The organism is Frankia sp. CcMO1 (assembly GCF_977945845.1).
On record NZ_CDWTMG010000009.1, the window covers coordinates 1 to 26,959 of the forward strand.

A 26,959-nucleotide genomic window follows, 5' to 3' on the forward strand; every position below is an offset into this window, starting at 1 on the left:
TAATGCGGTTGCTGTCTACGCACTGGACGGCGAGAAGCCAGCGGCGTACTTCAACAAGCAGAAGGCGAAGAAGATCTCGGGCCTCCTGGACGCGGGAGTCGTCCTGGACGCCGTAAGCATCAGAGGGACTCACGCCGGCGAGACGTGCGAAGCCATCACGGTCGTGGCCGCCGCGCCCGACCTGATGGAGCACCTGCTGTCTCCCCGACCTCGAGGACTGCCCCGACCGCGACAACTCGTGTGACCAGCGGCAATGCGAGCATCAGTCGCCAGGCGGCGACCTGAACCCGCGGATTCTGGTTCAGTAGTTCTCGGCGTAAATGGTGCCGCGCCGTCTTCCTGTCGGCCCGCCAAGCCGTCACGCTCTGACGGCCACCCGGTCGGCCGGAAGCCTGGTCTCTTCAACGGCGAGCGCGCGGTCCTGGGGGTCGAGGGTGAGATGGGTGTGGATCAGTAGGGGGATGCCTTCGGGGATGTCGAGGGTGGCTGCGTCGTCGGGGGTGGGCATGCTGGCGGTGATGGTGCCGGTCCATCGCAGGTCGTGGCCGGCGTCGGCCAACGCCTGGTAGAGGTCGGCGGGTGCGCGGAACGGGTTGTCCTGGAGGTCGGGGACGGTTTCGGCGGTGGCGAACGGGATGTAGACGCCGTGCATGACTTGGGTGCCGGAGCTGTGGAGGAGCTGGCGTTCGAGGACGAAGACTGGTTCGTCGGGGGCGAGCCCGAGCGTGGTGGCGTGGTGTCCGGCGGTGGTCCGGTAGCGCGATGCGGTCTCGACCTCGGCCCATCCGTTCTCGTCCCAGGTGTGGAAGCCGTCGGCGTCCTGCGTGACCGCGGGATCGAACCTGAGCATCCCGCCGTCCGCGTCGCTGCGCATGGTTGCTGGGGTGGCGCGGACGCGGGTCGGTCGGCCGTGTTCGGTGATGACCAGGCCTGAGGCGCGCAAGGCTGCGATGGCGTGGCGGACGGTGATGCGGGAGACGCCGTAGGTGGCGATCATCTCGGTTTCGCTGGGGACCGGGTCGCCGGGGGCGAGTTCGCCGGAGTCGATGCGGGCGCGGATGTCCATGGCGATCTGCTGGTAGCGCGGGAGCTGCTTGAGCAGGGTGCGCGTGGTGCGGTCCGGCGGTCCATCGACGCCGCGAGGCGCGGCCTCCGCTGAGCGGGCGCGTGTCGCGGTCTTGGTCGTGGTCTTGGTGGTGGTCTTGCGGGGTTTGCTGGTCTTGCGGGGTGCGGGGTCGGTCACGGGTCCGTCCCACCTCTCGTGTGGTGCTGGCCCCGGTCGCTGTCGGGGCTGGGGGAAGCGGTCGGCTGGTTGTCCTGCCGGCCTGTGGCGTTGTCTGCACGCTGAGGCTCGGCCTCAGGTTCTCGTGCACTCGTCATAATAAGTCCTTGACGGTGGTTCGTCCACCTGCTCTACTCCTCTCACGTACTCGTCATGACGAGTTGATGAGGCGTCGATGGAGGGAGAATCGGATGAGAGCTATCCCGGTTGATGTGGCGGCGTTCACGGGTTTCGCGTGCGTGATGCTGCCGGAGCCGAAGCTGGTGGACCTGGACACCGGGGAGGTCCGCAAGGACCGCCGGACCGGAGTGACGGTGTTCGTGGTCGGGGTCTGCGCGATGCGTGGGCGTGACTCCTCGGTGATTCAGGTGTCGGTGGTGGGCGAGCCGACGGGCCTGGTGCTCGGTGCGCCGGTCGAGCTCGCGGAGCTGGAGGCTGCGCCGTGGGAGCGCGATGGCCGCTCGGGCGTGGCTTGGCGGGCGGCGGCAGTCACGTCCCTCGGTGTGACCGCGTCAGGTCGACGAGGCGCGTCGGTGAGCCCTCCCGGCTCCGGTAGCACCGGTGGCACGGGCGGTTCGGGTGGGGCGGCGTCGACTCGGACGGGTGATGCCAGTTGAGGCCCCAGGTCGTCGTGCTGTGGCTCGTGGCCGCGTGGGTCGCGATCAAGGCCGCCGTGAGAATGGGCGGTTCGTTCTCCGACGGTGTCCGGGGTTGGGCGCTGAACCCGGCGGCCGGCGGGCTCGCCCTGGTCGTGCTGCTGGCGCTGCTCGGGGCGGTGGTCGTGGTGCCGGTGGTGGAGCGGCGGCTGCGCAGGTCGAGGCCGTGGACGTGGTGGCCGTGGTTCGGTGCGCCGATCACGCTGTGGTGGCTGCTGCTGACGTGGCGGGCCACATGTGAGGGGCTGAGCCTGTCGGTCCCGGCGCGCCGGTACAGCCGCTACGCGATCGTCCCGGGCTCGTCCGGACGCCGGGGCGGCAGACGTGGCGGTAGTGGTGGTGGTGGGCTGGTGGTGAAGGGCGAGCCGCTAAAGCTGCTCACCCCGCGGCGGGTCGGGCTGCGGTTCCACCGTGCGGGGCTGGCGGTGACGGTGCGGATGCACCCCTCGCAGGTGCCGGGTGACTACGAGCGGCGGGCGGAGGCGTTCGCTCACGCCTGGCGGGTGCATCGGGTCCGGGTGACCACACCGGAGCCCGGGTTCGTGACCCTGACCGCGATGGGCTTCGACCCCCTGCGCAACGCCCCACCCGCCCCGGACCCGAGTTCCGCGCCGGACGTCCCGGCCGGTGAAGGCGGAGCTCCGACCGCAGGCCCGACACCGGTGCCGACTCCTGTGCCGATGCTTGGGCGAGCGGTCGTGCCGGCGCTGGTGCCGACGCGGGATGTGCTGGTGGTGCCGGTCGGGGTTCGGGAGGACGGGCAGCCGTGGGTGGTGGATCTGCGGCGGCGTCCGCATCACCTGGTGACGGGGGCGACGCAGTCGGGTAAGTCGACGCTGACGGTCCGGCTGGTCGCGGAGCTGTCGGCGCGGCCGGTGGCGCTGGTCGGGATCGACGCCAAGGGCGGGATGGAGCTGTCCCCGTTCGGACCACGGCTCTCGGCCCTGGCGACCGACCGTGCCGAGGCTGCCGCCGCGCTGGAAGCTCTGTGCGCGGTGCTGAAGCTGCGGATGGTCACCTGCCGCGCGGCGGGTGCCCGGTCGATCTGGGAGCTTCCCGACGCGGCGCGGTTCGAGCCGGTGATCGTGATCGTGGACGAGATCGCGGAGCTGTTCCTCGCCGTGGACAAGGCGAGCAAGGAAGAGGCGACGCGGTGCGTCACGGCACTGGTGCGGCTCGGGCAGCTCGGCGCCGCGGTCGGGGTCCACCTGTGGGTGGCCGGCCAACGGTTCGGATCGGACCTGGGCACCGGAGCGACCCTCCTGCGGGCGCAACTGGCCGGGCGGATCTGCCACCGCGTCGCGGACAACCAAACCGCCGCCATGACCCTGGACGGGCTACCACCCGAAGCGGTCACCGAAGCCCAGCGGATCGCGACCGACCTGCCCGGGGTCGCGGTCGTCGGCGACGACTCCGGCGACTGGTTCCTGGCCCGATCCCGGCCCGAGTCCATGGCCCACGCCGCAGAGGCCGCCACCCGGCACCAGGCCCTGACCGTGCCCCTGCCAGAGGTCATCGCGGCCATCGACGCCGTCCGAGCCGGTCAGCACGGCGGCAACGGCGGACAGGGCGAGGACGGGCAGACCGGGACCGACGGCACGAGCGGTCCGGGAGGGGGTTGGTGATGGGGCTCTCCACCCTCGCGGTCCTGGTGTTCGGTGCCGCGACCTGGGTTGCCTGGCGGGTTGGGGCACTGCGGCTGCTGCCCGGCATGTGCGCGGCGCTGCTCGGGTTCTTTCTCGCCGATTCCGGTATGGCGCCTGCGATCCGGGACGCCGTCGGTGCGGTGTTCGCCTGGATCGCCACCTGGAACTTCTAAGCCAGAGAGGGGAGGGAAGATGCGCGGCTTTCAAGACGTGGACTGCCCGGCCTGCCGGGGATTCGGCGAGCGGACCGCTCGGCGCGACCGGCCTTGCGGTGAGCAGACAGCTCGCCGGCTGCGGTGCCGACGCTGCCGAGGCACCGGACTGCTCTAGACCGGCACTCGGCCAGTGAAGCAGCACGCAGGACGACTCGTGATCGGAGAGGCACATGCGGACGGCAGCAACACGAGAGGCAGCAATCCCAGTGGCAGCAACGGAATCGATGCCCGGTGAGAGCCGGGGGAACGGAGGGACCAGATGGCAGGTAACCGACGATCAGAGGGCGGGAAGAGCGCGCGGTCCGCCGCGAAGCGGGTCGCTGGCGGCCCGGCGCAACTGGTGCTGTGGCCGGGCACCGATCAGGTGATGGCGAGCCTGATCGAGGAAGTCAACGCACCCGACTTCGGCCGGCGCGAAGCGCAGCTCCGTCACGTCGGCGGCTGCACCCACCCGCTGCACCTGCGAGGCGCGACACGAGGGATCAACCCGGCGACCGGCGTCGTGGACTGGGAGTTCAGCAGCCGCGAAGCGCCCGGCGGGGTCCTGATGGTCCGCTGCGGCAACCGACGCGCACGAGTCTGCCCCTCCTGCGCCCGGCTCTACCAGGGCGACACGTTCCAGCTCGTACGCGCCGGGCTCGCGGGCGGCAAGGGCATCCCGGCCACGGTCAGCACCCACCCGCGCGTGTTCGCCACCCTCACCGCGCCCGGCTTCGGCGCCGTCCACACCCATATCCCCTGGACAGCCGGCCACAGCCCGAGCAGCAAGGGCGGAAGCGGGCAGGCGGCGGGTGGGCTGTGCGAGCCGAGGCAGACGCCGCCGTGCCCGCACGGTCGCCGGACGGCATGCTGGCTGCGGCACACGGAGGACGACCGCAGGCTCGGGTCGCCGCTGTGCGCCGACTGCTACGACTATCGCGGCGCCGTGGTCTGGCAGGCGTCGGTCGGGCCGCTGTGGTCACGGTTCCGGACCTACCTCCCCCGGAAGCTGGGCACCCTGGCCGGACGCAGCCGGGCAGAAGTGCAAGCCACGGTGCGGCTCTCGTTCGTCAAGATCGTGGAGTACCAGAAGCGCGGCCTGGTCCACCTCCACGCCGTCATCCGCGCCGACGGGATCGATAGCAATCCGAGCGGATCGGGCTCAGCGGTGCCCCCGCCGTCGTGGGTAACTCCGGAACTGCTGTGTGAGGCGGCGCTCTCGGCGGCGGATGCGGTGAGCGTCTGCGTAGAGGGCGGCGAGGCGGGATCGTGGGTGCTGGGCTGGGGAGTTCAGAAGGACGTGCACCCCATCGCGGGCGGGAACCCGGCAGACCAGGTGGCCGGGTACGTCGCGAAGTACGCCACCAAGGGGACCGAGGCCACCGGCTGGGACAGCCGCAGCGCCCGGACCGCTCCGCCCGAGGTCGCCGGCCCACAGGCCGCCCACGCGGTGGCGATGGTGCTGACCGCGATCGAACTGAGCGAGGTCCCGGAACTGGCTCATCTGCGGCTCGGGCGCTGGGCGAAAGAGCTGGCCTACCGGGGACACGTCTCCAGCAAGTCCCGCCGCTACTCCACCACCCTCGGCGCACTACGCCAAGCCCGCGCCAGACACCACGACCGCCCGGAGTGCGACTCATCCGGGGCTGGTTCCGGGGTTGAAAGCGGACGCGGTGAGCTGCGGGTGGAGTCGTCCTGGCGTGTGGTGGGCCACGGATTATCGCCGGGGGCGTCGATCCTGGCTCGCGGGATCGCTCGTGATGCTGAGATCAACAGCGCGGCGGCCCGCGAGGCGGGCGCCGCGCGCCCCCGGGCGGGCGGGTGGGACAGCGCGCGGCGAGATCCGGACGAAAGTGAGCGCGGCGACCGCCGGGAATCACACGTCTCGAACCACGATGGCGTCCGCGATCGATAGCGGGGCGACGGGAGCGGCCGGCACCGATCGCCTGCTGACGCTCGCGGAGCTGTGCGACTGGCTGAACATCACCGAACGCCACGCGCGGAAGCTGGTCGAGCGCGACGCCATCCCGTACCGCAAGGTCGGCCACCTGCTGCGCTTCTCACGACGCGAGGTAGAGACCTGGACACGACCCGTCCCTCGGCCGGTGGCAAAGGAGAATTACAGGATCGAAGCTGATTACAAAGCAGTGAATGACAATTTGGCGCATCGGTCGGCATCACCAAGAACTTCGGGGATTACAAAGCTTCCGAAATCTCTATTAGATTGACTGTCATTAATTGTGGCATTGGAGCGCTACCTTGGGTAAAATTTGACTTGAGGGATCGTCATTGGCCGGCGATCTCTGGAAATGGAGATGTCATGGGAACCAAAGCTGTGGACCTTCCACGTGGAATCACACGGAAGACTCGCAACGTCAACGGCACGCAGGAACCCGTCGTCACGACGGACGGCATGCCGGTGTACCGCGTGCGGGTGTGGGACCCCGTGCTGAAGCGACAGGTAGAGCGCACGATCGCGGGCCTGGAGGCGGCAGAGGAGCTGCTCGCGGAGTACACCGAGACCAAGCGCACCCGGCCCGGCCGGCTCCACGCGGAGCGCATCCGGTTCGTGGATGTCGCGGCGCGGTATGTCGTCGCCTACAAGACCAAGCGCGACGGCACGCCGCGTCCGAAGTCGTCGGTTGCGAAAGAGCGCAACGTGCTCAACGCATACCTGCTCCCGACACTCGGTCAGGCGTGGATCGGGGACCTTGACCTGCCCGATCTGAACGCCACGGTCCGGGACCTGAAACTACAGAACGGGAAGGCTGCGTCAGGAAACACCAAGAGCACGTCGGCGGCCGTTCTGCGACGACTCTTCGCCTGGGCGCGAGAGGAACGCATCATCACGACGAATCCTGCCTTGGAGCTGCGGACGGGATGGGGTGCCTCCACGCGTCGGCGCGTAGTCATCCCGAGCATCCCCCAGGTTCTCCGGCTCGCGGGTGCGCTCGACCAGTTCAAGCCCGGTCTCGGGGACGTCGCGATCGTGCTCGCGTTCACCGGCCTGCGCTGGGAAGAGGTCGTGGCCGTGCCCGTTGCGAACGTCGACCTTGACTCTCAGACCATGCGGATCGACCGAACGGCCAGCGAGTCCGGCGGCCGGCGAGACATCCGGGACGATCTCAAGACGCGCGCGGCTGAGAGAACCGTCGCCATCCCCGACATCGCAATGCCGGCCGTCCGGCACCTGGTCGACAAGGGCGCCACGGGGAGAGAGCACACGGACGGTCGAGCATACGGAAGGCTCGTGAACGGAGACAGGGGCGGCTACCTGGGGTATGCGACCTGGCGGAAGTACCTGGCGTTGGCCCACGGGCTCACGGCCGGCCACCCGGACGGCATGGTCCGCTACACGGCTCACGAGCTGCGGCACGTCTGTGCCTCACTCCTCATCGCGTCGGGTGCCTCCGACGTTCAGGTCGCGGCTCAGATGGGCCACAGCCGGATCGAGACCACGAAGAACATCTACGGCCACCTGTTCGCCGAGGACCGTGCCGCACTGCTGGACGCGCTGAACGCTGCCGTGAGCCGGTTGCACGTGGTCGAGGAGGAGGGCGAACCAGGAAGCGGCGTAAGGTCCAGACACAGCGGGAGCCCCGGAGATTGGCCCTCCGGGGCTCCCAGTCCGTTTGGCCCTACGGACTCTAGGGCCAGTTCTAGGGTCAAGATCCGCAAGGAACGGTGTTCTTGCAGGTCAGGTGGTGTGGGCCTAGGAGGACTTGAACCTCCGACCTCTTCCTTATCAGGGAAGCGCTCTAACCGACTGAGCTATAGGCCCGTGCGCTGCGCGCCGGTCGAGGGTACCCCAGCCCGTGTGGGCGCCCCAAACCGGATAGGGCGCCGTCCCAGCGTCCGGAGACCGCCGGGACGGAACCCCCTCGTCAGTCGTCGGAGAGGGTGATGTGCAACCCACCGACGAGGCCGGCGCTGAGGTTGTACAGGAATGCCCCCACCGTCGAGAGAGCGGTGATCAGCACGACGTTCACCACGCCGACCACGGTGCTCAGCGAGACGACGCGCCCGAATCCGGCGTACGCGTAGATGTCGAACCCGGCCTCCGACCCGCCGATGTCACCCAGCACGTCGTTGATCGAGTCGAACACACCCATGCCGTTGAGCACAGACCACAGCACGATGCTCGCCGTGACCATCGCGATCCCGAGCGCCACGGAGAGCAGGAACGACAGCTTAAGCACCGACCAGGGGTCGACGTTCGCCACCGTCAGGCGCGCCGTCCGCGGACCCGCAGCCTGACCACCCCCGCCCGGGGCGGACGCCGGACCCGCCGGACCCGCCGGCTGCGACATCGGCGCCTGCTGCGGTGGGACCGACGCCGTCGCGGCGTACGCCCCCGCGGGCGCTGAGGAGGACGCCTGCGCCGTGAACGCCGCCTGCTCCCTGCCGCCCGTGTGGACAGGGCCGCTCGCTGTCGGATATCCGGTCGTCACCGTTCCCCCCGGTGGATTCGTGACAAGAGGCTTCGCGACGGGCCGGTCGGCCGGCGACGCCTGCTTGGCCGTCGGCGCAGTCAGCGGCGGACCGGGCCTCGTCGATGAGCTCGACGAACTCGATGCCGTCGGATTCGGGGTGGTCGCCGGGATCGAGGCCGTGGGCGGGCTCGAAGAACTCGAAGACGGCGGGGGAGCCGAGGGAACGGTCGGTTTCGTGCTCGCGCCGCCCGCCGCGACCGCTCTAGCGGCTGCTGCCTCCGCCGCACCCACCGGAGCCTTTCCACCGCTTCTCGCCGCGCCGGCCGATGCCGGCGCAGAGCCCGCCGGCGCAGAGCCCGCCGGCGCAGAGCCCGCCGGCGCAGAGCCCGCCGGCGCAGAGCCCGCCGGCGCAGAGCTCGCAGGCGCGGAGCCCGTTCCGCGCGCATTCGCCGGCGACCCGTTCGCAGTACCACCCACGCCGGCCGTTCCCCCTGTCGGACTTCCTGTCGAACTACCCTTCGAACTACCTGTCGAACCTCGTGCCGATGCCGGATCCTCGTCGGGCCCGGCCGCCGAGGTGTCCGATTCAGCCGCCGATGTCGTCGCCGGCCCCGATCCAGCTTCGGGACTCGCCACGGCGGGTGGCCGCTCCGTCGTCACCGCGGGCGCCGAAACACCACGGCCGGGCTCAGCACCTGAGTCCCCGGAGCGCTCCTGGGCGCGCGAGGACTCCGGACGGGCCTGGTCGTCGGACGAGCTCACGCATCACCTCCGCGGTCGTGCGTCCCTGACGACGGTATGTCATTCGGACCGGTCCCGCCGCCGCTCCCGGCGGGCGGCCTCGAGTCCCCCTCTTGGTTGCCGGGCATGGTATCGCCAGGGGCGTCGCCCGCGGACGCGGACTCGTCACCGTCACTCTCCGCCATCGGACCGTTGCTGGGTTCGACGTCGGGCTCCTCGACCTCGAGGGTTCGCTCGGAGTTCCGCGCCACCGCGATGATCCGGTCGCCTCCGTCGGGCTTGGCGAAGACGACGCCCATGGTGTCCCGGCCCTTCGCGGGGACGCCGGTGACCTTGGACCGCACGACCTTCCCGCGCTCCAGGACGACGAGCACCTCGTCGTCCTCGCCCACGATCATCGCGCCGACGAGGTCACCTCGCTGGTCCGTGATCTTCGCGACCTTGATGCCGAGGCCGCCGCGACCCTGCACCCGGTATTGGGTGACCGGCGTCCGCTTGGCGTAGCCCGCCTCGGTGACCACGAACACGAACGCGTCGTCGACGTCCCGGACGACGTCCATCGAGAGGAGCTCGTCGCCCTCCCGGAACTTCATCCCGGTGACGCCGGACGTCGCGCGGCCCATCGGCCGCAGCGCCGTGTCGTCCGCCTTGAACCGCACCGACATCCCCTTGCGGGACACCAGGAGCAGGTCGTCGTCCTCACCCACCAGGCGGGCCGCGACGAGCTCGTCACCCTCGCGCAGGTTGATGGCGATGACGCCGCCGGCCCGGTTGGAGTCGTACTCCGACAGGCGGGTCTTCTTCACCAGCCCGTCCCTCGTGGCGAGGACCAGGAACGGCGCGTCCTCGTACGTGCGCAGGTACACGACCTGCGCGATCTCCTCACCCGGTTGGAAGGCGAGCAGGTTCGCGACGTGCTGGCCCTTCGCGTCACGCGTCCCCTCGGGCAGCTCGTACGCCTTGGCCCGGTACACGCGCCCCAGGTTCGTGAAGAACAGGACCCAGTTGTGCGTCGACGTCACGAAGAAGTGCTCGACGACGTCGTCGCTCCGCAGCTGGGCACCCCGGACGCCCTTGCCGCCGCGCCGCTGCGCGCGGTAAGCGTCGGAGCGGGTCCGCTTGGCGTACCCGTCCCGCGTGATCGTGACGACGACCTCTTCCTCGGGGATGAGATCCTCGATGTTCATGTCGCCGTCGAACGGCAGGATCCGGGTGCGGCGCTCGTCGCCGTACCGGTCCACGATCTCCGCGAGCTCGTCGGAGATGATCTGCCGCTGCCGCTCGGGGGAGGCGAGGATGTCCTTCAGGTCGGCGATGACCTCCTCGAGCCGCGCCAGCTCATCGATGATCTTCTGCCGCTCGAGGGCCGCGAGCCGGCGCAACTGCATCGCGAGAATCGCGTCGGCCTGGACCTCGTCGATGTCGAGCAGCCCGATCAGGCCTTCGCGCGCGTCCTCCACCGTCGGGGACCGGCGGATCAGCGCGATCACCTCGTCGAGCGCGTCGAGCGCCTTCACGTACCCGCGGTAGATGTGTGCCTGCCGCTCGGCCTCACGCAGGAGGTACTGCGTGCGCCGCACGACGACGTCGACCTGGTGGTCCACCCAGTAGCGGGCGAACTTGTCCAGGCTCAGGGTGCGCGGGACGCCGTCGACGAGCGCCAGCATGTTGGCGCCGAACGTGTCCTGGAGCTGCGTGTGCTTGTACAGGTTGTTGAGCACGACCTTTGCGACGGCGTCCCGGCGCAGCACGATGACGATCCGCAGGCCCGTCTTCCCGGACGTGTCGTCCTTCAGGTCCGCGATTCCCTGCACCCGCCCGCTGTCCACCAGCTCGGCGATCTTCACCTTCAGGTTGTCCGGGTTCACCTGGTAGGGCAGCTCGGTGATGACCAGGCAGGTGCGCCCCTGGACCTCCTCCACCTCGACGACGGCGCGCATGATGATCGCACCGCGGCCGGTGCGGTAGGCGTCCTCGATCGCCCGCGTCCCCATGATCAGGCCGCGGGTGGGGAAGTCGGGACCCTTGACCCGCCGCATCATCTCGGCGAGCAGTTCCTCGTCCTCGGCCTCCGGGTTGGCCAGCAGCCACTGCACGCCCTCGGCGACCTCGCGCAGGTTGTGCGGCGGGATGTTCGTGGCCATGCCGACGGCAATCCCGGCCGACCCGTTGACGAGCAGGTTCGGGAACCTGCTCGGCAGGATCACCGGCTCCTGCGACCGGCCGTCGTAGTTGGGCGCGAAGTCGACGGTCTCCTTGTCGATGTCGCGGACCATCTCCATGGCCAGCGGCGCGAGCCGTGATTCCGTGTTGTGACTGACGAAACCATCCGTCACGAATGAGTGATCGTCGGATTCGACCCTCACCGACCATACGGGCCGGACGCCGGCATCCTCGATCGACGTCACCGTGGCGTAGTAGAACCGCCCATCCACCAGAGGCAGTACGACGTCCGCCACCTCGGGATCGAGCCTGTCGAGAATTCCCTCGCCATCACGCTCCCACCGCTCGATGCGGTCCACGTCGTGGCGCTGGAGCCAGTCTCGGTCGCTCCACGTGCCACCACGTTGGCCACGCAAGTAGTCCGCGACGAAGGGCACCAGATCTCGTGACATCGCCGTGGAGCGGGCCGGCATGCGCGCCAGGAGCGCCGCTAGCTTCCCGGCCTTGTCGCCAATGAAGCCGACGCGAGCCGCGAATCGCCGAGCCTCCCGGCGATTGCTCAACACGACTTTGAACTCTCCGGAAGCGTGACGCGTGATCGTGGCGACGACACCGAGGTCAAGGAGCAACTGCTGAACCTCGCGTGCGAGGGTGAAGCTCCGGCTCGAGTAGCTCACCTGGATCGAGTTGCGAGGGAGGCCGCTGACGCTTCCGTCGCCGGTGAAGAGGGCGCGCAGGAACTGCGCTTTGATGGCCGGAACTCCACGCCAGACGAATTCCGGCACGCGCTTGCCGGCACTGCGCTGGCCACACGTCTCACCGATGCCGGACGCGAGCAAGGCCGTGACGTCCTGAACGTCGATCTCGTGCAGTACGGAACCTGACTTGATCCGGCGCCTCGAGACGGAGCGAGGTCCGCCGACGACGCTAGAGAACCAGCCCTCGCTCACCCAAGCCCCCGCGAGCAGGGCAGCGTCCAACTCCCGACGGGTGGGCACCTCCCAACACACCGGACCGGGCCGGGACATGACGACCGTCGTCCCGGCCTGGACCTCGCTGAGCAACTGCCACAGCAAGGTCGGGACCCCGCCCAACGACACCAGCGTGAGCACCGGATGGTTCTCGGTGCCCGTGAGCTCGAAGCCCTCGCGCGTCGCCATCCGGAGAGTGCGGTGTTCTCCGGAGTGGAAGACCTTGGACGCCGTCACCGGGTGGCCACTGCGGTCCAGAAGCTTCAGGTCTACGTCGGTCGTGGTGTTTTCGGTGGCGCCCGGGACCAGGTCCGCGATGCGCGGTGAGCTCCCATCGGCGAGACGGACACGCGTCTCACCCACGACGCAGTACCTCATCGCGGCCGGCGGGTCGTTTCCGGGGGAGCCGAAGTTCCCCTGCCCATCGACGAGGGGGTAACGCAGCGCCCAGGGCTGCGCCAGCCGCACGAGGGTGTCGTAGATCGACGAGTCACCGTGCGGGTGGTACTGGCCCATCACGTCGCCGACGACTCGGCTGCACTTCGAGAACCCGCGGTCGGGCCGGTACCCGCCGTCGTACATCGCGTACAGCACGCGCCGGTGGACTGGCTTCAGCCCGTCCCGGACGTCGGGCAGCGCGCGACCGACGATCACGCTCATCGCGTAGTCGAGATACGACCGCTGCATCTCCAGTTGCAGGTCGATCGGCTCGATACGCGACGACGGCGTGGATGGCGGCTGCTCGCTCACGTCAGTCCTTCGTTCGTCCATCGGAAGCAGGATCGCGATCCGGGCTCACCCGAGCCGCGGACCGCGTGGTTCTGGCGGATCACACGTCCAGGAAGCGGACGTCCTTGGCGTTGCGCTGGATGAAGGAGCGGCGGGACTCGACGTCCTCGCCCATCAGCACGGCGAAGACCTCGTCGGCCGCGGCGGCGTCCTCGAGGGTCACCTGGAGCAGGAGCCGTTGTCCCGGGTCCATGGTGGTCTCGGTCAGCTCTTCGGGGTTCATCTCACCGAGGCCCTTGTACCGCTGGATGCCGTCCTCCTTGGGCAGCTTCTTCCCCTGCGCAAGGCCGGCAGTGACCGTCGCGTCGCGCTCACGGTCCGAGTAGGCGTAGTCCGGTTCGGTCTTGCTCCACCGGATCTTGTAGAGCGGGGGCGAAGCCAGGTAGACGTGCCCGTGGTCGACGAGCGGCCGCATGAAGCGGAACAGCAGGGTGAGCAGCAGGGTGCGGATGTGCTGCCCGTCGACGTCGGCGTCCGCCATCAGAATGATCTTGTGATAGCGCAGCTTCTCGAGATCGAAGTCCTCGCCGACACCGGTACCGAAGGCGCTGATGAGCGCCTGGACCTCCTGGTTGGCCAGGGCCTTGTCGATTCTCGCCTTCTCGACGTTCAGGATCTTGCCGCGGATCGGGAGGATCGCCTGGGTCCGCGGGTCGCGGCCGAACTTCGCCGAGCCGCCCGCGGAGTCGCCCTCCACGATGAAGATCTCGCACTCGTCGGGGTTGGTCGACTGGCAGTCCGACAGCTTGCCGGGCAACCCGCCGCCACCGAGCAGCCCCTTGCGGCGCGTCGCCTCCCGCGCCTTGCGCGCGGCCATGCGCGCGGCTGCCGCCTGGATCGACTTGAGGATGACCTCCTTGCCCTCGCGGGGATGCCGGTCGAACCAGTCCAGGAGCTGCTGGCGGACGACGCGCTGCACGAACGCCTTCGCCTCGGTGTTGCCGAGCTTCGTCTTCGTCTGGCCTTCGAACTGGGGCTCGCCCAGCTTCACCGATACGACGGCGGTCAGGCCCTCACGGATGTCGTCGCCGGTGAGGTTCTCGTCGCGCTCCTTCAGGATGCCCTTGTCGCGCGCGTACTCGTTCACCAACGTCGTGAGCGCGGCCCGGAAGCCCTCCTCGTGCGTGCCGCCCTCGTGCGTGTTGATCGTGTTCGCGTACGTGTGGACGCTCTCGGAGTACGCCGACGTCCACTGCATCGCGACCTCGACCGACAGCTTGCGCTCGGGATCCTCCGACTCGAAGTCGATGACGTCGGGGTGCACCGGGTCGGACTTCTTGGAGCTGTTGAGGTGCTTGACGTAGTCGACCAGGCCACCGTCGTACCGGAACGACACCGCGGGCGCCGTGCCGTCCTCGTCGGCATGGTCCGGCCGCTCGTCGACCAGCGTGATCTGCAGGCCCTTGTTGAGGAAGGCGTACTGCTGGAACCGCGAGCGCAGCGTCTCGAAGTCGAAGACGACGGTCTCGAAGATGTCGGCGCTGGGCCAGAACGTGACCGTGGTGCCGGTGGTCGTCGTCGCCTCGCCCTTCGCGAGCGGCGCCTCCGGCACGCCGACGCGGTACTTCTGCCGCCACACGTGCTCCTGCCTGCGGACCTCCACCTCGAGCCGCTCCGACAGCGCGTTGACGACGGAAACGCCCACGCCGTGCAGGCCGCCGGAGACCGAGTAGCCGCCGCCGCCGAACTTGCCACCCGCGTGCAGCACCGTCAGCACGACCTCGACCGCCGGCCGCTGCTCCGACTCGACGATGTCGACCGGGATGCCGCGGCCGTCGTCGACGCACCGCAGGCCGCCGTCGGCGAGCAACGTGACCTCGATCGAGGAGCAGTACCCCGCGAGCGCCTCGTCCACCGAGTTGTCCACGACCTCGTACACGAGGTGGTGCAGGCCCCGTTCGCCGGTGGACCCGATATACATGCCGGGCCGTTTGCGAACCGCCTCGAGTCCTTCGAGGACCGTGATCGCGCTGGCGTTGTAACTCCCTGACTCGAGCGGCGCCTCGGAAGGCTCGGGCGTCGCCGGCGAGGGAATCGCTGTCGGGGCTGTCGTCTGGTCGGCCACGGGCGAATGGGCTCCTGAGGTCTCACGACGCCGGCGAAGTACCGGCGAGGTCACGACCCCAGGCCGGTCACGCCACGGAGCCGCAGAACTGGGATCCATTCTAGCCGTCCCCGGCCCCTGGGCCGCGCTTGCGAGGGCGCGTAAGGCTCATCTACCGCATCAGCACGTCCCGGGCTGAATCCCTGTACCTGGAACGCCCCTTCACCGCGCCAGGACGGCGTTCAGCCGCATGATGCGAACAGCGTCCCGGCAGCCCGTGTCGTCACCTTTGTCTGCCCCGAAGCCCGGTGTCCGAAGGGTCCGGGTGTCCGAAGGGTTGTGACGTCCGAACGGGTGATGTGGTCGGCCCTTCAACCGTACGTGTCCCGCGGGCCCCGGGAGCCCGGGGCGATCCGCGGACCGCGCTTCCACGACGGCGCGGCAGGGCCGCGGACGACGATCCGCTCCACGGTTCCCTCGCCGACCTCCTCGCCGAGGCGCCGCATCACGGTCGGGAGCAGCAGCCGCACCTGCGTGGCCCACGCCGACGAGTCCGCCTCGACGGTCAGGACGCCGTCGGTGAAGCTGATCGGGCGGCAGTGCGTGGCCACGTCGGACCCGACGACGGCGTCCCACCGCCCCAGCACCCCGCCGACGGCGACCGGCGTCGACCAGCCGCGCTCGTTCACCAGGCGCGCGATCGTCGTGGACACCGTCTGCGGGTCGCGGGCGTCGGGACCAGCGCCCGACCGCCGGTCTCCCGTGGCGCGCCGCCAGCCACGACGACCGGAGCCGCCGGGCGCGCCGGGCACCGGAGCCCCCGGCCGGTCGCCACGCGCGGCCGCCGCCACACGCACACGGTTGAGAGCTGCGCGAACGGCGTCCGCCCCGCTCTCATCGGCGGCGGTCTGAGCGGCGGTCTGAGCGGCGGTGTCGGCGGCAGGAGCCGCGGCAGCGCCGTCAGCGTCATGAGCGCCGTCAGCGGACACGGCGCACCTGGCTCGCCATGACGTCGACCCGGGCCCCGTCCAGTTCCTCCGGGACGTCGGCCGCCACCGCCGCCGTCACGAACACCTGCTCGGCGGCGGCGACCAGGCATGCCAGCCGCTCCCGGCGGCGTGCGTCGAGCTCGGCGAACACGTCGTCGAGGATAAGGACCGGTTCCGACTCCCGGCCGCCGTCCGCGCGCAGCAGCTCGTAGCTCGCCAGCCGCAGGGCGAGCGCGAACGACCAGGACTCGCCGTGGCTGGCGTACCCGCGGGCGGGAAGCCCGCCGAGGGTGAGGATGACGTCGTCCCGGTGCGGCCCGATCAGGCTCACGCCGCGTTCCAGCTCGGTGGCGCGGGACCGTGCCATCGCCTCGAGCAGGCGTGCCTGCAGCAGCTCGCGGTCGGCAGGCGCGTCGGCGGTGACGTCGTCGCCGAGCACGCAGCGGTATCCGACGGCGGCCCCGCCGGAGCCGTCGCTCACCGAGTCGTACGCCGACCCGACCAGCGGCGCCAGCTCGCGGATCAGCCGCAGCCGGCCGGCCAGCAGTTCGGCACCGGCGGTCGCCAGGTGGGAGTCCCAGACGTCGAGGGTACGGACGTCGCCGCGGCCGGCCTTGATCGTCGACCCGGCGGTCTTGAGCAGGGCGTTCCGTTGCCGCAGCACCCGTTCGAAATCGGTGCGCACCCCGGCGAAGCGCGGCGCGCGGGCGACGAGCAGGTCGTCGATGAAGCGACGGCGGCCGTCCGGGTCACCCTTGACGATCGCGAGGTCCTCGGGGGCGAACAACACGGTCCGCAGCACGCCGAGCGCCTCGCGCGGGCGTGGCAGCGCGGCGCGGTTGACCCGCACGCGGTTGCTCCCGCCGGGGACGATCTCGAGCTCCACGAGCGTCGACCGCTGACCCCGGGCAACGGCGCAGCGGACGACGGCGCGCCCGGCACCACTTCTCACCAGCGGCGCGTCGGTGGCGACCCGGTGACTGCTGTGCCCCGCAACGTAGCCGAGCGCTTCGACGAGATTGGTCTTGCCCTGTCCGTTGGGCCCGACGAGAGCCGTCGCACCCGCGTCGAAGGAGAGGTCGAGGACCTCGTACGAGCGGAAGTCCGCGAGGGACAAGTGGGTCACATGCACAGCAGAGAGATTCTTGTGCCTCTGAGGTTATGGATGGAACGAATGTCCTGAGAAACGTTATCAAGCTGAAGCGCGGCAGAGTGATGATTCGCCGACCGGTTCTTGCGGTCTCTCACTGCGTGGAGCCGGTTCCCGAGGAGGGTCCGGCCTTCGCCGCGTCGACTTCCCGGACCGCATGCCCACCGAACTGCTGGCGAAGCGCGGCGACCGCCTTCATCGCGGGGGAGTCCTCCTGCCGGGACGCGAACCTGGCGAAGAGGGCGGCCGAGATCACCGGCATCGGCACCGAGTTGTCGATGGCCTCCGCCAGCGTCCAGCGCCCCTCGCCCGAGTCTTCGACGTATCCGCTGAGCCGCTCGAAGTCCGGATCCTCGGCGAGCGCCTTGACCAGCAGGTCGAGCAGCCACGAACGCACCACGGTGCCGCGGGACCAGGCGCGGAAGCAGCCGACCACGTCGGTGACGATGTCCTTGGCCTCAAGCAGCTCGTAGCCCTCGGCGTACGCCTGCATGAGTCCGTACTCGATGCCGTTGTGGACCATCTTGGCGTAGTGGCCGGCACCGACGTCGCCCGCGTGCACGAACCCCTCGGCGCGCGGCCCGGCGGGGCGCAGCGCGTCGAAGATCGGCATTGCGCGCTCGACCTGCGCGGCGTCGCCGCCCACCATGAGGCCGTAGCCCTTCTCCAGGCCCCACACGCCGCCGGATACGCCGCAGTCCAGGTAGTTGATCTGGCGATCGGCGAGGAGTTTCGCGTTGACCTGATCCTCGATGTAGCGGGAGTTGCCCCCCTCGATGACCAGGTCGCCGGGATCCAGGTGTTTCGCCAGCTCCTCCACGACGGCGCGCGTCGGCGCGCCGTGCGGGACCATGATCCAGACGATCCGCGGCGTCGGCAGTGCCGCCACCAGGTCGAGGAGGCCGGGGACGTCGCTGAGGCCCGGGTCGCGGTCGAAGCCGGTGACCTCGAGGCCGGCCCCCCGCAGCCGATTCATCATGTTGCCGCCCATGCGGCCGAGGCCCACCATTCCGATGTGCACTGGCGGTGCTCCCTCCTCAGCGGGGCCCGGGCGTCATCCACCCCGGGCATCACAAGGCGTGCCGGGTGATGAGGTGGTGACGCTGGGACCGTACGGCGGCGAAGGTCAGCCGTCGACTCGAACCGGCATGATCAGGTAGCGGTACGAGTCGTCGTCCGAACCCTCGGGCGACGCCTGTCCCGAGATGACGGCGGGCTTGCGGGACTGCGTGAACGACATCCTGGCCAGTGGCTGCGTGATCGCGCCGAGGCCGTCGAGCAGGAACTGCGGGTTGAAGGCGATGGAGATCTCTTCACCCACGAGCGTGCACTCCACGGCCTCCGACGCCTGTGCATCCTCGCCCTGACCCGCCTCGAGCGTCAGCGTGCCCTCGGTGAAGCTCAGGCGAACGGGCGTGTTGCGCTCCGCCACGAGCGCCACGCGCCGGACGGCGTCGATCAGCGCCTGGGCGTCGACGAGCGCGTGCGTCGGCGACGTGTCGGGGAAGAGCGCGCGGACCTTCGGGTAGTCGCCGTCCACGAGCAGGGACGTCGTCCGGCGGCCGCCCGCTTCGAAGCCGATCATCTCTGTGCTGCCGCCGGTGGTGAGGGCGACGGTGACGTCGCCGGCGGGACCGAGCGCCTTGGCGACCTCCGACATCGTGCGCGCACGCACGAGCGCCACCGTGCTCTCGCCCGGCGACGCGGGGCGCCAGGGGAGCGTGCGCATGGCCAGCCGGTACCGGTCCGTGGCCAGAAGGGTCAGGCGGTCGCCCTCGACCTCGACGCGGATGCCGGTGAGGATCGGCAGCGTCTCGTCACGGCTGGCCGCGATGCTCACCTGGCCGACGGCCTCGCTGAAGACGTCGCCGGCGACGATGCCCGATGCGTCGGGCATCTCCGGCAGCGAGGGGTACTCGTCGACAGGCATCGTCAGCAGCGTGAAACGCCCTGAGCCGCAGGTGAGCGACACGCGCGAGGCGTCGGTCGCGACGTCGACCGGCTTGGCCGGGAGAGCCCGCGAGATGTCGGCGAGAAGCCGGCCGGACACGAGCACCGTGCCGGCGTCCGCGACCTCGGCGGGGACCTCGACGCGCGCGGACACTTCGTAGTCGAAGCTCGACAGGCGCAGCACGCCGGAGCTGTCGGCCTCGAGCAGCAAGCCGGCGAGGACCGGGACGGGTGGGCGGCTCGGTAGTGCGCGGGCAGCCCAGGTGACGGCGTCGGCGAGGGCATCGCGCTCGACCCGGAACTTCACGGATCACCGTCCTTGCGTCGCTGTAGTTCCCGCGGGCCTGCGGTAGCCCCCGACAGTACGCGAGTCGGAGGCTCGCGGTGAACCGGACCCGGCAGGCTCGATGGGTTGGTCCTTGGGTGGGGTCGGTGGGGTCGGTCGGGAAGCTGTGGGTGGAGGACTAATCCTCGAGAGAACTATCCAGGGTTAGTCATCACGCTTGTTGATGCTGTGGACATCTCCCGTCCCCGCACGTCAGACGGGAAGGGGGCCGTTGACATCCTGTCGAGGACACGCCGATGGAGCCGGGACGGTCCGTGGACGGCCGGGAAGTCGTCGCAGGGAACCGCTCGCGTCACACACGGGAGGAGGCGACCGTTCCACATTTCATCCCCAGTGATGGTGGGGGTGGTCCACCGTCCGTCCACCGGGCGTTCGCCGTCGTGCTTCCGGTCTCTAGCGTTTCCGGGCGCGGTGGGGACGTCCTGTGGACGATCTGCGGGATGCCTTGGGGATGCCTTGGGGATGCCTTGGGGATGCCTTGGGGATGCCCAGGGGATGGCGAACGAATGACCAGGTCAGGTCCGGTTGGTGTTGGTAAGTCGGTGTGACTACGGATTGGGGACAGCGCCCCGATGTGGTTCTCGCGGGGGCTTAATGACCGTCCACAGGGTTTTCCCCACCTGTGCACCATGAGTTGTCATTGGACACAGACAGCCGCCGATAGCGGACATAGCGGGAGTGGACTGCGTCGGTGCCGGGGCGCTCGGACACACTTCTCCACACCACTGTCCACAGCGGGGGATAGCGGTGTGCCACGGCGAGGCACCCAGGCGCCGGATGGGCGCGAGGGTGTGGGTCCGCCGGAGGGGTCGAGTCCCCGGAGCTCAGGCCCGAGCGGTCTGTTTGATGCGGTTCGTGAGCTCCGTGACCTGGTTGTAGATGGAACGACGTTCGGCCATCAGGGTGCGGATCTTCCGGTCCGCATGGATGACCGTGGTGTGGTCACGGCCGCCGAACTGTTGACCGATCTTCGGCAGCGACAGGTCGGTGAGCTCGCGGCACAGGTACATGGCGATCTGGCGGGCGTTCACGAGCGTCCGGGAGCGTGACGATCCGCAGAGATCCTCGATCGTCAGACTGAAGTACGCCGCCGTCTGCGCCATGATCACAGCAGAGGTGATCTCAGGCGTGTCGTCGGCAGGGATCAGGTCCTTGAGGACGATCTCGGCGAGCGACAGGTCCACCTGCTGCCGGTTGAGGCTGGCGAACGCCGTCACCCGGATCAGCGCGCCCTCGAGCTCGCGGATGTTCGTCGAGATCTTGCTGGCGATGTACTCCAGGACGTCGTCGCGGACCTCCAGCCGCTCGCCGATCGCCTTCTTGCGGAGGATCGCGATGCGGGTCTCGAGGTCGGGCGGCTGGACGTCGGTGATCAGGCCCCATTCGAACCGGGACCGCATCCGCTCCTCGAAGCCCGCGAGCTGCTTGGGCGGGAGATCGGAGGTGATCACCACCTGCTTGTTCGTGTTATGGAGCGTGTTGAAGGTGTGGAAGAACTCCTCCTGCGTCTGGACCTTGCCCTGCAGGAACTGGATGTCATCGATCAGCAGCACGTCCACGTCGCGGTACCGGCGCTGGAAGGCGCTGGCCTTGTCGTCGCGGATGCTGTTGATGAAGTCGTTCGTGAACTCCTCCGAGTTCACGTAGCGCACCTTCACTCCGGGATACAGGTTCTCCACGTAGTGGCCGATCGCGTGCAGCAGGTGCGTCTTGCCGAGCCCTGACTCCCCGTAGATGAACAGCGGGTTGTACGCCTTCGCCGGCGCCTCGGCGACAGCGACCGCCGCCGCGTGGGCGAAGCGGTTGCTCGCGCCGATGACGAACGTCTCGAACGTGTACTTCGGGTTCAGCCGGGCGGGAGCTGCTGCGGGACGGGTCGGCGTCCGCGTGGGGCTCGTGGGAACACCAGCCTCGGGCGTCGTCGGCGCCCCGGCGGCTCGAGCGGCGGGCCACGGCCAGGCGGACGGGTTGCCGAGTCCGACGCCGCCGGGACGTTCGTAGGCGCGGATGTCGATGACCTCGTCGCCCGCGCCCCCGGGTTCGGGGAGGCCGTCGGTGCCGGGTGCCGGTCCGGGGGCACCGGCGCCCTGGGCCGGGACGGACGCCTGGAGCGAGCCCGCGGCCGGGTCGGTGTGATCGGCGAAGCGGTCGGCCCGGTCCGCTCGGTCGCCGCCGGTCCACGGCGCTGGACTAGCCCCGGGGAGGCCGAACGGCGTCCCGGTGCCGGCGGGCGTGGTGCCGGCGGGCGTGGCGGCCGCGGCCGACGGTGCCGATGACTGTGCGGACGACGGCGCCGGCCGGGTGTCCGTGGCGAGCTGTGGATCGACCGTCACGGCGAGGCGGACCGGATGCCCGAGTTGCTCGGACAAAAGGTGCGTGATCGTCTCCCGCATGCGCTGCTCGAGGACCTCCTTGGTGAGGTCGTTGGGCGCGGCCAGCAGAGCCGTGTCGTCGAGCAGGCCGACGGGTTTCACGAGGCGGACGAACGCGCGCTGCTGCGGAGTGACGCCGGCGGCGTCGAGCGCTTCGAGCGCCCGCTGCCAGACGGCCGGAAAGCCTCCTTCAGGTGTCGTCACATCGCTCACCTCCGGATCCCCGCTCCCCCAAGTCGGTCCACACCGTTGTCCACATGCTGTGTACGACGGACGTGCGCGCCTTCACCCAGCGTCGTCCCTTTCCCCCGGCCGTTCAGGCGACATCCCGGTCTGACTCGCGAGATCGCCTGGAGCAGCACCAGTTGCCTCCAACCCCCCGGTGGTGGCTCGGCGTGTCGCGGGGGCCGAGGAGTTGCAGGAGAGGACCATAGCCTGTTCGACCCTGGTCTGGCTTCCGGAGATGCCCGGCGGATCGGCACACGACACGGAGTTCTACACAGGTGGGCGACGGGTGTGGGCAACGGGTGATCCGGCCGATTTGGTGACCGGATGCGGGTCCGTTCCTGCGCCGGAAGATCGTGCCGACGACGTGTCGACGAACGGAGCGGACGGCCTGGCGAGGCCTCGGCCGGGAGGGCACGGTTTGACCGGCGCGCACGCCCCCCCGTACCGTGTGATGGCTTGACAGCGGCCGCTGTCGCATGCCTGCGATGACATGCGTGGGTGAGTGATGGTGGCTGGTGTCGATGGGGCCCGGAGGCACGGTCGGCGCGGGGTGGTCCGCGGCCTGCCGTGCTGCCGTGCTGGTCCCCGCATCGAATCGGGCCCGATGATTCTGGAGTTCTGACGTGAGCAAGCGGACGTTCCAGCCGAACAATCGGCGCCGCGCCAAGACGCACGGTTTTCGGCTGCGCATGCGCACTCGTGCCGGTCGCGCGATCATTTCGGCGCGGCGCCGCAAGGGCCGCACCGAACTCTCGGCCTGAGCCGTCGTCGTTCGCGGTCCGCGGGGTGCTGCCCGACCGGCACCGGATGCGCCGTCACAGCGACTTCGAGGAAGCCGTGCGCCGAGGCCGGCGTGCTGGCCGCGTGTCGTTGGTGGTGCATTTGAAGCAGACCGGCGCGGCGGATCCCGCTCGTGTCGGGTTCGTGGTGTCGCGGGGAGTAGGGCCGGCAGTGGTGCGCAACCGGGTCAAGCGGCGGTTGCGGCACGTGACGCGCGGACGGCTCGACGATCTCCCGGCCGGGTCGCTGGTCGTGGTTCGCGCGAACCCGGCTGCGGCAGGAAGGACGACGGCGCAACTGGCGGGTGACCTCGACCGGGTGCTTGCCACGCTGTTGCGTGAAGGGGAGGGCAGGCGATGACCGGCTCGCGGAAAGAGTCGAGTGGGGCCATGGGACATCGCCTGTGTCGCGCCGCTCGTCGCGTCGCCCGCTGGCCGCGGATGATCCCGGTGCTCATACTGCGCGGATACCGCCTCGTCGTGTCTCCCCTGTACGGGCAGACCTGCCGCTTCTACCCGTCGTGCTCCGCCTACGCGCTGGAGTCGTACGAGCGCCACGGCGTGTTCCGGGGGACCTTCCTGAGCGTTCGTCGGCTGTCGCGGTGCCACCCATGGAACCCCGGCGGCGTCGACCCCGTTCCTCCGTCGGGCGGCCGACGCGCAGGGACAAGCCGGGGAGGCTGTCCCGGCGAACCTGATCACGACGTGTCGTCGTCACTGCGACACGTCGCCTGAGCCGGCGAGGAGCCCATGTCCGAAATCCTGTATCCACTCGAGTTCGCCGTCGCGTGGATCATGGTTGCGTTCCACAGCGTCTTCAGCAAGCTCGGTCTGCCGGAGGATTCGGGCTGGACGTGGGCTCTGTCGATCATCGGTCTGGTCGTCGTCATCCGGATCATCCTGATCCCGCTGTTCGTCAGGCAGATCAAGGCGTCCCGTGGACTTCAGCTGATCCAACCCGAGATCAAGAAGATCCAGGAGAAGTACAAGGGCAAGACGGATCAGGCGTCCCGGCAGGCGATGACCCAGGAGATGATGTCGCTCTACCGGGAGCGTGGCACCAACCCGTTCGCTTCGTGCCTGCCCATAGTCCTCCAGGCGCCGATCTTCTTCGCCCTCTTCCGCGTGCTCAACGGCCTGGCCGGGATCGCGAACGGGAGCAAGGACACCATCGGCCCGATGAGCCGGGAGCTGGCCAGCCAGGCCGAGAAGTCCACACTCTTCGGCGCCCAGCTGTCCGATACGTTCCTGCGGACCGACAACCTGTCGACACAGATCCTCACGGTCGTTCTGATCATTCTGATGTCAGCGAGCACCTTCACCACTCAGCGGCAGCTGATGATGAAGAACATGCCGGCGTCGGCGCTGGACAACCCGTTCGCGCAGCAGCAGAAGATCCTCCTGTACGTCCTGCCGTTGGTGTTCGCCGTGTCGGGCGTGAACTTCCCGATCGGCGTGCTGCTGTACTGGCTGACGACGAACATGTGGTCGATGGGTCAGCAGTTCTACGTGATCAGGCGGATGCCGGCGCCGGGTTCGCCGGCGGAGAAGGCACTGCTGGAGCGGCGCGCGAAGCGTGGCAAGGGGGGGTCCGGCGAGGAGCAGGGTGGGACCGACGTTCCGAACGGGTCCGGGGCGGGGGGTGCTCCCGGGTCGGCGAACGGGAAGGGTTCGTCGTCCGACTCGGCGCCGGAGGGTCCAAAACGCGTCCAGCCCAAGAGGCAACCGCGTAGCAAGCGATCCGGGCCGCGGCCGTCGCGCCCCGGAAAGCCATGAACCGAATGTCTATGCGCGAGAGTGACGGGCAATTGACGATGAGCGATCAGTCCCCAACTGATGTCGATGTGGTGACCGACCCGGTGGATCCGGTGGATTCGGCGGGCGACGGCACATCGGAGGGTGCGCTGGGAGACCAGGAGGCATCCGAGACTCCGGCTTCGGCGAGCGAAAAGCGCTCGGGGGGTGTGCGCGATCTCGAGGAAGAGGGCGAGGTCGCTGCCGACTACCTCGAGGAGCTGCTCGACATCGCGGATCTGGACGGCGACATCGACATCGACGTGGAGAACGGGCGCGCGTCGGTTGCCATCGTGAGCGAACCCGGTGGGGAGCGGGCGCTCCGGCGGCTCGTCGGTTCTCAAGGCGAGGTGCTCGAGGCCCTGCAGGAGCTGACCCGGCTGGCCGTGCAGGCGAGCACCGGTGAGCGGAGTCGGTTGATGCTCGACGTCGCGGGCTACCGGCAGGCTCGACGCAAGACCCTCTCGGAGGCGGCGACGCGGGCGTGCCAGGAGGTCCAGCGTTCTGGTGAGGCGCTGCGCATGGAGCCGATGACGGCCTTCGAGCGAAAGATCGTTCACGACGTCGTGGCGGCGGCCGGCCTGGAGAGTGAGTCCGAGGGTGTGGATCCCGACCGGCGAGTCGTGATCCGCGCCGCGCGCTCCTAGAGCCGAGACACGACTCGATGACCGGTGCCGGGTCCGAGGCCGGCTGGGTTCCACGTGAAACAGACGTCCCGGCGATCGAGCGGTACTTCGGGGAGCACCGTGCTCTCACCCAGAGGTACGCGGAGATCCTGAGCATCTCCGGGGTGGAACGCGGATTGATCGGTCCCCGCGAGGTTCCGCGGTTGTGGAAACGGCACCTCCTGAACTGTGCCGCGATCGTGGAGCTTCTCGAGCCGGACGTTCGGCTCGTGGACGTTGGCTCCGGCGCGGGACTGCCCGGGCTGGTGGTTGGGATCGCGCGGCCGGACATCTCGGTGATGTTGCTGGAGCCGCTGCTCCGCCGGGTGGCGTGGCTCGACGAGGTCGTCGACGAGCTCGGGCTGAAGAACGTGGTCGTGCATCGAGGCAGGGCCGAAGATGCCGATCCCTTCCTGCGCTCGGAGCTGTTCGACGTCGCGACGGCTCGGGCAGTGGCCCCATTGAGCCAGCTGGTGAAGTGGGCACTCCCGCTCGTATCCCCGGGGGGTCAGCTCCTTGCCATGAAGGGCGCGACCGCGGCGGTGGAGGTGGCCGACGCCGTCAACGTGATCACTGCGCGCGGCGGGTCCGAATGGGAGATCACCACGTGTGGCGATGGTGTTCTCGAGTCACCGACAACGGTGGTGCGGATCGTGAAGGGGGACGGGGGGCGAGCCGGCGGGGGGAGCGATTCGTCGAAGCGCCGGGGTGGCCGGTCCCGGAGGGGTCGTCCGCGCTAGGTGAGTGAGTCCGAGGTGCCTCGACTCGATTGCGCGCCCGGAGCATGACGTTGAGTGGTGCAGGACTGTTTCACGTGGAACCTCGCGATGACTCGATGACCGCGAGGTGCCACATGTCCAGTACGTCCACAGATTCGTCCACATACCCACAACCCTGCTGCTCCACCTGACGGGCGCACTGTCGCGCAACCGGCCTCATGTCGGGTCGGGGCCGATGGGTGGAGACGGCGCCTTTGCGCGCGGATCTTCTCGTGGCCACTTCTCGTGGCCTTGATCCAGAGAAGCAGGCTCGGGCCGCGAAGTCGCTCGGTCGATCGCATTGACATGCGAGGCACGTTCCCCGTGGGGCTCTCCCCCCGAGAGTTGGCGATCGGCCTGAGCCGGTCCCGGAGACGCCCATGTCGTGCGGGCACCTCCTGTACCGACGCGCTGATCGTCTTTCGGATCATGGAGAGACGAGAGTGCACGACGTGTGTGGATTCACGTGAAACATCAGGGGACGAGACGCGCGCCTCCCAGGTGATTCACATGCATGCTGGTCTGCGCGGCAATGTCTCCGGGTCGGAACGGGCGGTGCGCGTGGTCACTGGAGCGCGACCCGATAACGACACCCGAGTGGGGCAATGACGTCGGTGGCCGTGAGGCGGAGAACTACGGCGGGCCCCCGGGGGCCGAGCGCGCAAGATGCACGCCGCCCCTGCGCCGGGAATTCAGGTCGGCGCGCATCGCGCGGCCGGCCCGTAGCGCGCGCCGAGGCCGGTCCAAGCGCACACGATCGCTGGTGCCTCGGACGGGGGGCCGGACGAGCGCAGGGCTTGGTGCGATGGCGGTTCACCGCTGTCGGACCGGGTCAGTTCTGGGGTGTGCGACCTTGCCCATCCGCGCTTGGGAAGGGTTGGCCTGGCCGGTGCTGCCGATCGACGTGTACTTCCGGCTGCCGTGGGAAGTTCTGGAACACGCGCTCGGGACCACTGCGAGCGGCACGGGAACGACCCTGACCGGGCTGCTGATCCATCACTCCGATCGC

21 protein-coding genes, 1 tRNA gene and 1 pseudogene are annotated in these 26,959 nt (G+C 69.3%); 13 read left to right on the top strand and 10 right to left on the bottom strand.

Going from position 1 to position 26,959, the window contains the following annotated elements:
• Positions 1-244 (top strand): hypothetical protein (locus AC08OU_RS02575; protein ID WP_476604225.1); only part of this gene is annotated, 244 nt, incomplete at its 5' end.
• A gap of 114 nt (positions 245-358) precedes the next feature.
• Here the strand turns inward: AC08OU_RS02575 and AC08OU_RS02580 are convergent.
• Positions 359-1,243: a GntR family transcriptional regulator gene (locus AC08OU_RS02580; protein ID WP_476604226.1), complete on the bottom strand. Its 885-nt coding sequence runs from the start codon at positions 1,241-1,243 to the stop codon at positions 359-361.
• A 230-nt stretch (positions 1,244-1,473) separates the two neighbouring features.
• Between AC08OU_RS02580 and AC08OU_RS02585 the strand changes: the two genes are divergently transcribed.
• The 6 genes and pseudogenes from AC08OU_RS02585 to AC08OU_RS02610 form a co-directional block, all read left to right on the top strand.
• Complete coding sequence (locus tag AC08OU_RS02585; protein WP_476604227.1) at positions 1,474-1,899, top strand: SCO3933 family regulatory protein; 426 nt, start codon at positions 1,474-1,476, stop codon at positions 1,897-1,899.
• Positions 1,896-3,563 (top strand): FtsK/SpoIIIE domain-containing protein, encoded by a 1,668-nt coding sequence (locus AC08OU_RS02590; RefSeq protein WP_476604228.1) that lies wholly within the window; start codon positions 1,896-1,898, stop codon positions 3,561-3,563. The genes AC08OU_RS02585 and AC08OU_RS02590 overlap by 4 nt, the downstream gene beginning before the upstream one ends.
• Positions 3,563-3,757: a hypothetical protein gene (locus tag AC08OU_RS02595; protein WP_476604229.1), complete on the top strand. Its 195-nt coding sequence runs from the start codon at positions 3,563-3,565 to the stop codon at positions 3,755-3,757. Before AC08OU_RS02590 ends, AC08OU_RS02595 begins: the two co-directional genes overlap by 1 nt.
• Before the next feature lie 301 nt (positions 3,758-4,058).
• Entirely contained in the window at positions 4,059-5,693 is a 1,635-nt protein-coding gene (locus AC08OU_RS02600) for a replication initiator (RefSeq protein ID WP_476604230.1), read from the top strand.
• Positions 5,674-6,006: a helix-turn-helix domain-containing protein gene (locus tag AC08OU_RS02605; protein ID WP_476604231.1), complete on the top strand. Its 333-nt coding sequence runs from the start codon at positions 5,674-5,676 to the stop codon at positions 6,004-6,006. The genes AC08OU_RS02600 and AC08OU_RS02605 overlap by 20 nt, the downstream gene beginning before the upstream one ends.
• 185 nt (positions 6,007-6,191) lie before the next feature.
• Positions 6,192-7,205 (top strand): annotated as a pseudogene (locus AC08OU_RS02610) (tyrosine-type recombinase/integrase); the annotation flags it as partial.
• Between the two features lie 280 nt (positions 7,206-7,485).
• On the opposite strand, the gene AC08OU_RS02615 reads toward AC08OU_RS02610, so the two are convergent.
• The 9 genes from AC08OU_RS02615 to dnaA form a co-directional block, all read right to left on the bottom strand.
• Positions 7,486-7,559: transfer RNA gene (locus AC08OU_RS02615), tRNA-Ile, on the bottom strand.
• Positions 7,560-7,662: 103 nt separating this feature from the next.
• Entirely contained in the window at positions 7,663-8,088 is a 426-nt protein-coding gene (locus AC08OU_RS02620) for a DUF3566 domain-containing protein (RefSeq protein WP_476604232.1), read from the bottom strand.
• A gap of 881 nt (positions 8,089-8,969) precedes the next feature.
• Positions 8,970-12,836: an intein-containing DNA gyrase subunit A gene (gyrA, locus tag AC08OU_RS02625; protein WP_476604233.1), complete on the bottom strand. Its 3,867-nt coding sequence runs from the start codon at positions 12,834-12,836 to the stop codon at positions 8,970-8,972.
• Between the two features lie 79 nt (positions 12,837-12,915).
• On the bottom strand, positions 12,916-14,940 hold the full coding sequence (gene gyrB, locus AC08OU_RS02630; RefSeq protein ID WP_476604234.1) for a DNA topoisomerase (ATP-hydrolyzing) subunit B: 2,025 nt from the start codon (positions 14,938-14,940) through the stop codon (positions 12,916-12,918).
• A gap of 350 nt (positions 14,941-15,290) precedes the next feature.
• The gene (locus tag AC08OU_RS02635; protein ID WP_476604235.1) at positions 15,291-15,908 is read right to left on the bottom strand and encodes a DciA family protein; all 618 of its coding nucleotides are present in this window, start codon (positions 15,906-15,908) and stop codon (positions 15,291-15,293) included.
• Complete coding sequence (gene recF / locus AC08OU_RS02640) at positions 15,898-17,040, bottom strand: DNA replication/repair protein RecF (RefSeq protein ID WP_476604236.1); 1,143 nt, start codon at positions 17,038-17,040, stop codon at positions 15,898-15,900. The genes AC08OU_RS02635 and recF overlap by 11 nt, the downstream gene beginning before the upstream one ends.
• A gap of 112 nt (positions 17,041-17,152) precedes the next feature.
• Complete coding sequence (gene gnd / locus AC08OU_RS02645; protein ID WP_476604257.1) at positions 17,153-18,067, bottom strand: phosphogluconate dehydrogenase (NAD(+)-dependent, decarboxylating); 915 nt, start codon at positions 18,065-18,067, stop codon at positions 17,153-17,155.
• A 117-nt stretch (positions 18,068-18,184) separates the two neighbouring features.
• Positions 18,185-19,315, bottom strand: a complete 1,131-nt coding sequence (dnaN, locus tag AC08OU_RS02650; protein ID WP_476604237.1) for a DNA polymerase III subunit beta — start codon at positions 19,313-19,315, stop codon at positions 18,185-18,187.
• 863 nt (positions 19,316-20,178) lie between these two features.
• Positions 20,179-21,930, bottom strand: coding sequence for a chromosomal replication initiator protein DnaA (gene dnaA, locus AC08OU_RS02655; protein WP_476604238.1), 1,752 nt, complete (start codon positions 21,928-21,930; stop codon positions 20,179-20,181).
• A 647-nt stretch (positions 21,931-22,577) separates the two neighbouring features.
• On the opposite strand from dnaA, the gene rpmH reads away from it, so the two are divergent.
• The 6 genes from rpmH (at position 22,578) to rsmG (ending at position 25,932) form a co-directional block, all read left to right on the top strand.
• Complete coding sequence (gene rpmH / locus AC08OU_RS02660) at positions 22,578-22,715, top strand: 50S ribosomal protein L34 (protein WP_476604239.1); 138 nt, start codon at positions 22,578-22,580, stop codon at positions 22,713-22,715.
• 25 nt (positions 22,716-22,740) lie between these two features.
• Positions 22,741-23,094 (top strand): ribonuclease P protein component, encoded by a 354-nt coding sequence (gene rnpA, locus AC08OU_RS02665; protein ID WP_476604240.1) that lies wholly within the window; start codon positions 22,741-22,743, stop codon positions 23,092-23,094.
• 80 nt (positions 23,095-23,174) lie between these two features.
• Positions 23,175-23,468, top strand: a complete 294-nt coding sequence (gene yidD, locus AC08OU_RS02670) for a membrane protein insertion efficiency factor YidD (RefSeq protein WP_476604258.1) — start codon at positions 23,175-23,177, stop codon at positions 23,466-23,468.
• 15 nt (positions 23,469-23,483) lie between these two features.
• Positions 23,484-24,509: a membrane protein insertase YidC gene (yidC, locus tag AC08OU_RS02675; protein ID WP_476604241.1), complete on the top strand. Its 1,026-nt coding sequence runs from the start codon at positions 23,484-23,486 to the stop codon at positions 24,507-24,509.
• Between the two features lie 38 nt (positions 24,510-24,547).
• Entirely contained in the window at positions 24,548-25,174 is a 627-nt protein-coding gene (locus AC08OU_RS02680) for a Jag family protein (RefSeq protein ID WP_476604242.1), read from the top strand.
• A 17-nt stretch (positions 25,175-25,191) separates the two neighbouring features.
• Positions 25,192-25,932: a 16S rRNA (guanine(527)-N(7))-methyltransferase RsmG gene (gene rsmG / locus AC08OU_RS02685; protein WP_476604243.1), complete on the top strand. Its 741-nt coding sequence runs from the start codon at positions 25,192-25,194 to the stop codon at positions 25,930-25,932.
• Positions 25,933-26,959 lie beyond the last annotated feature (1,027 nt).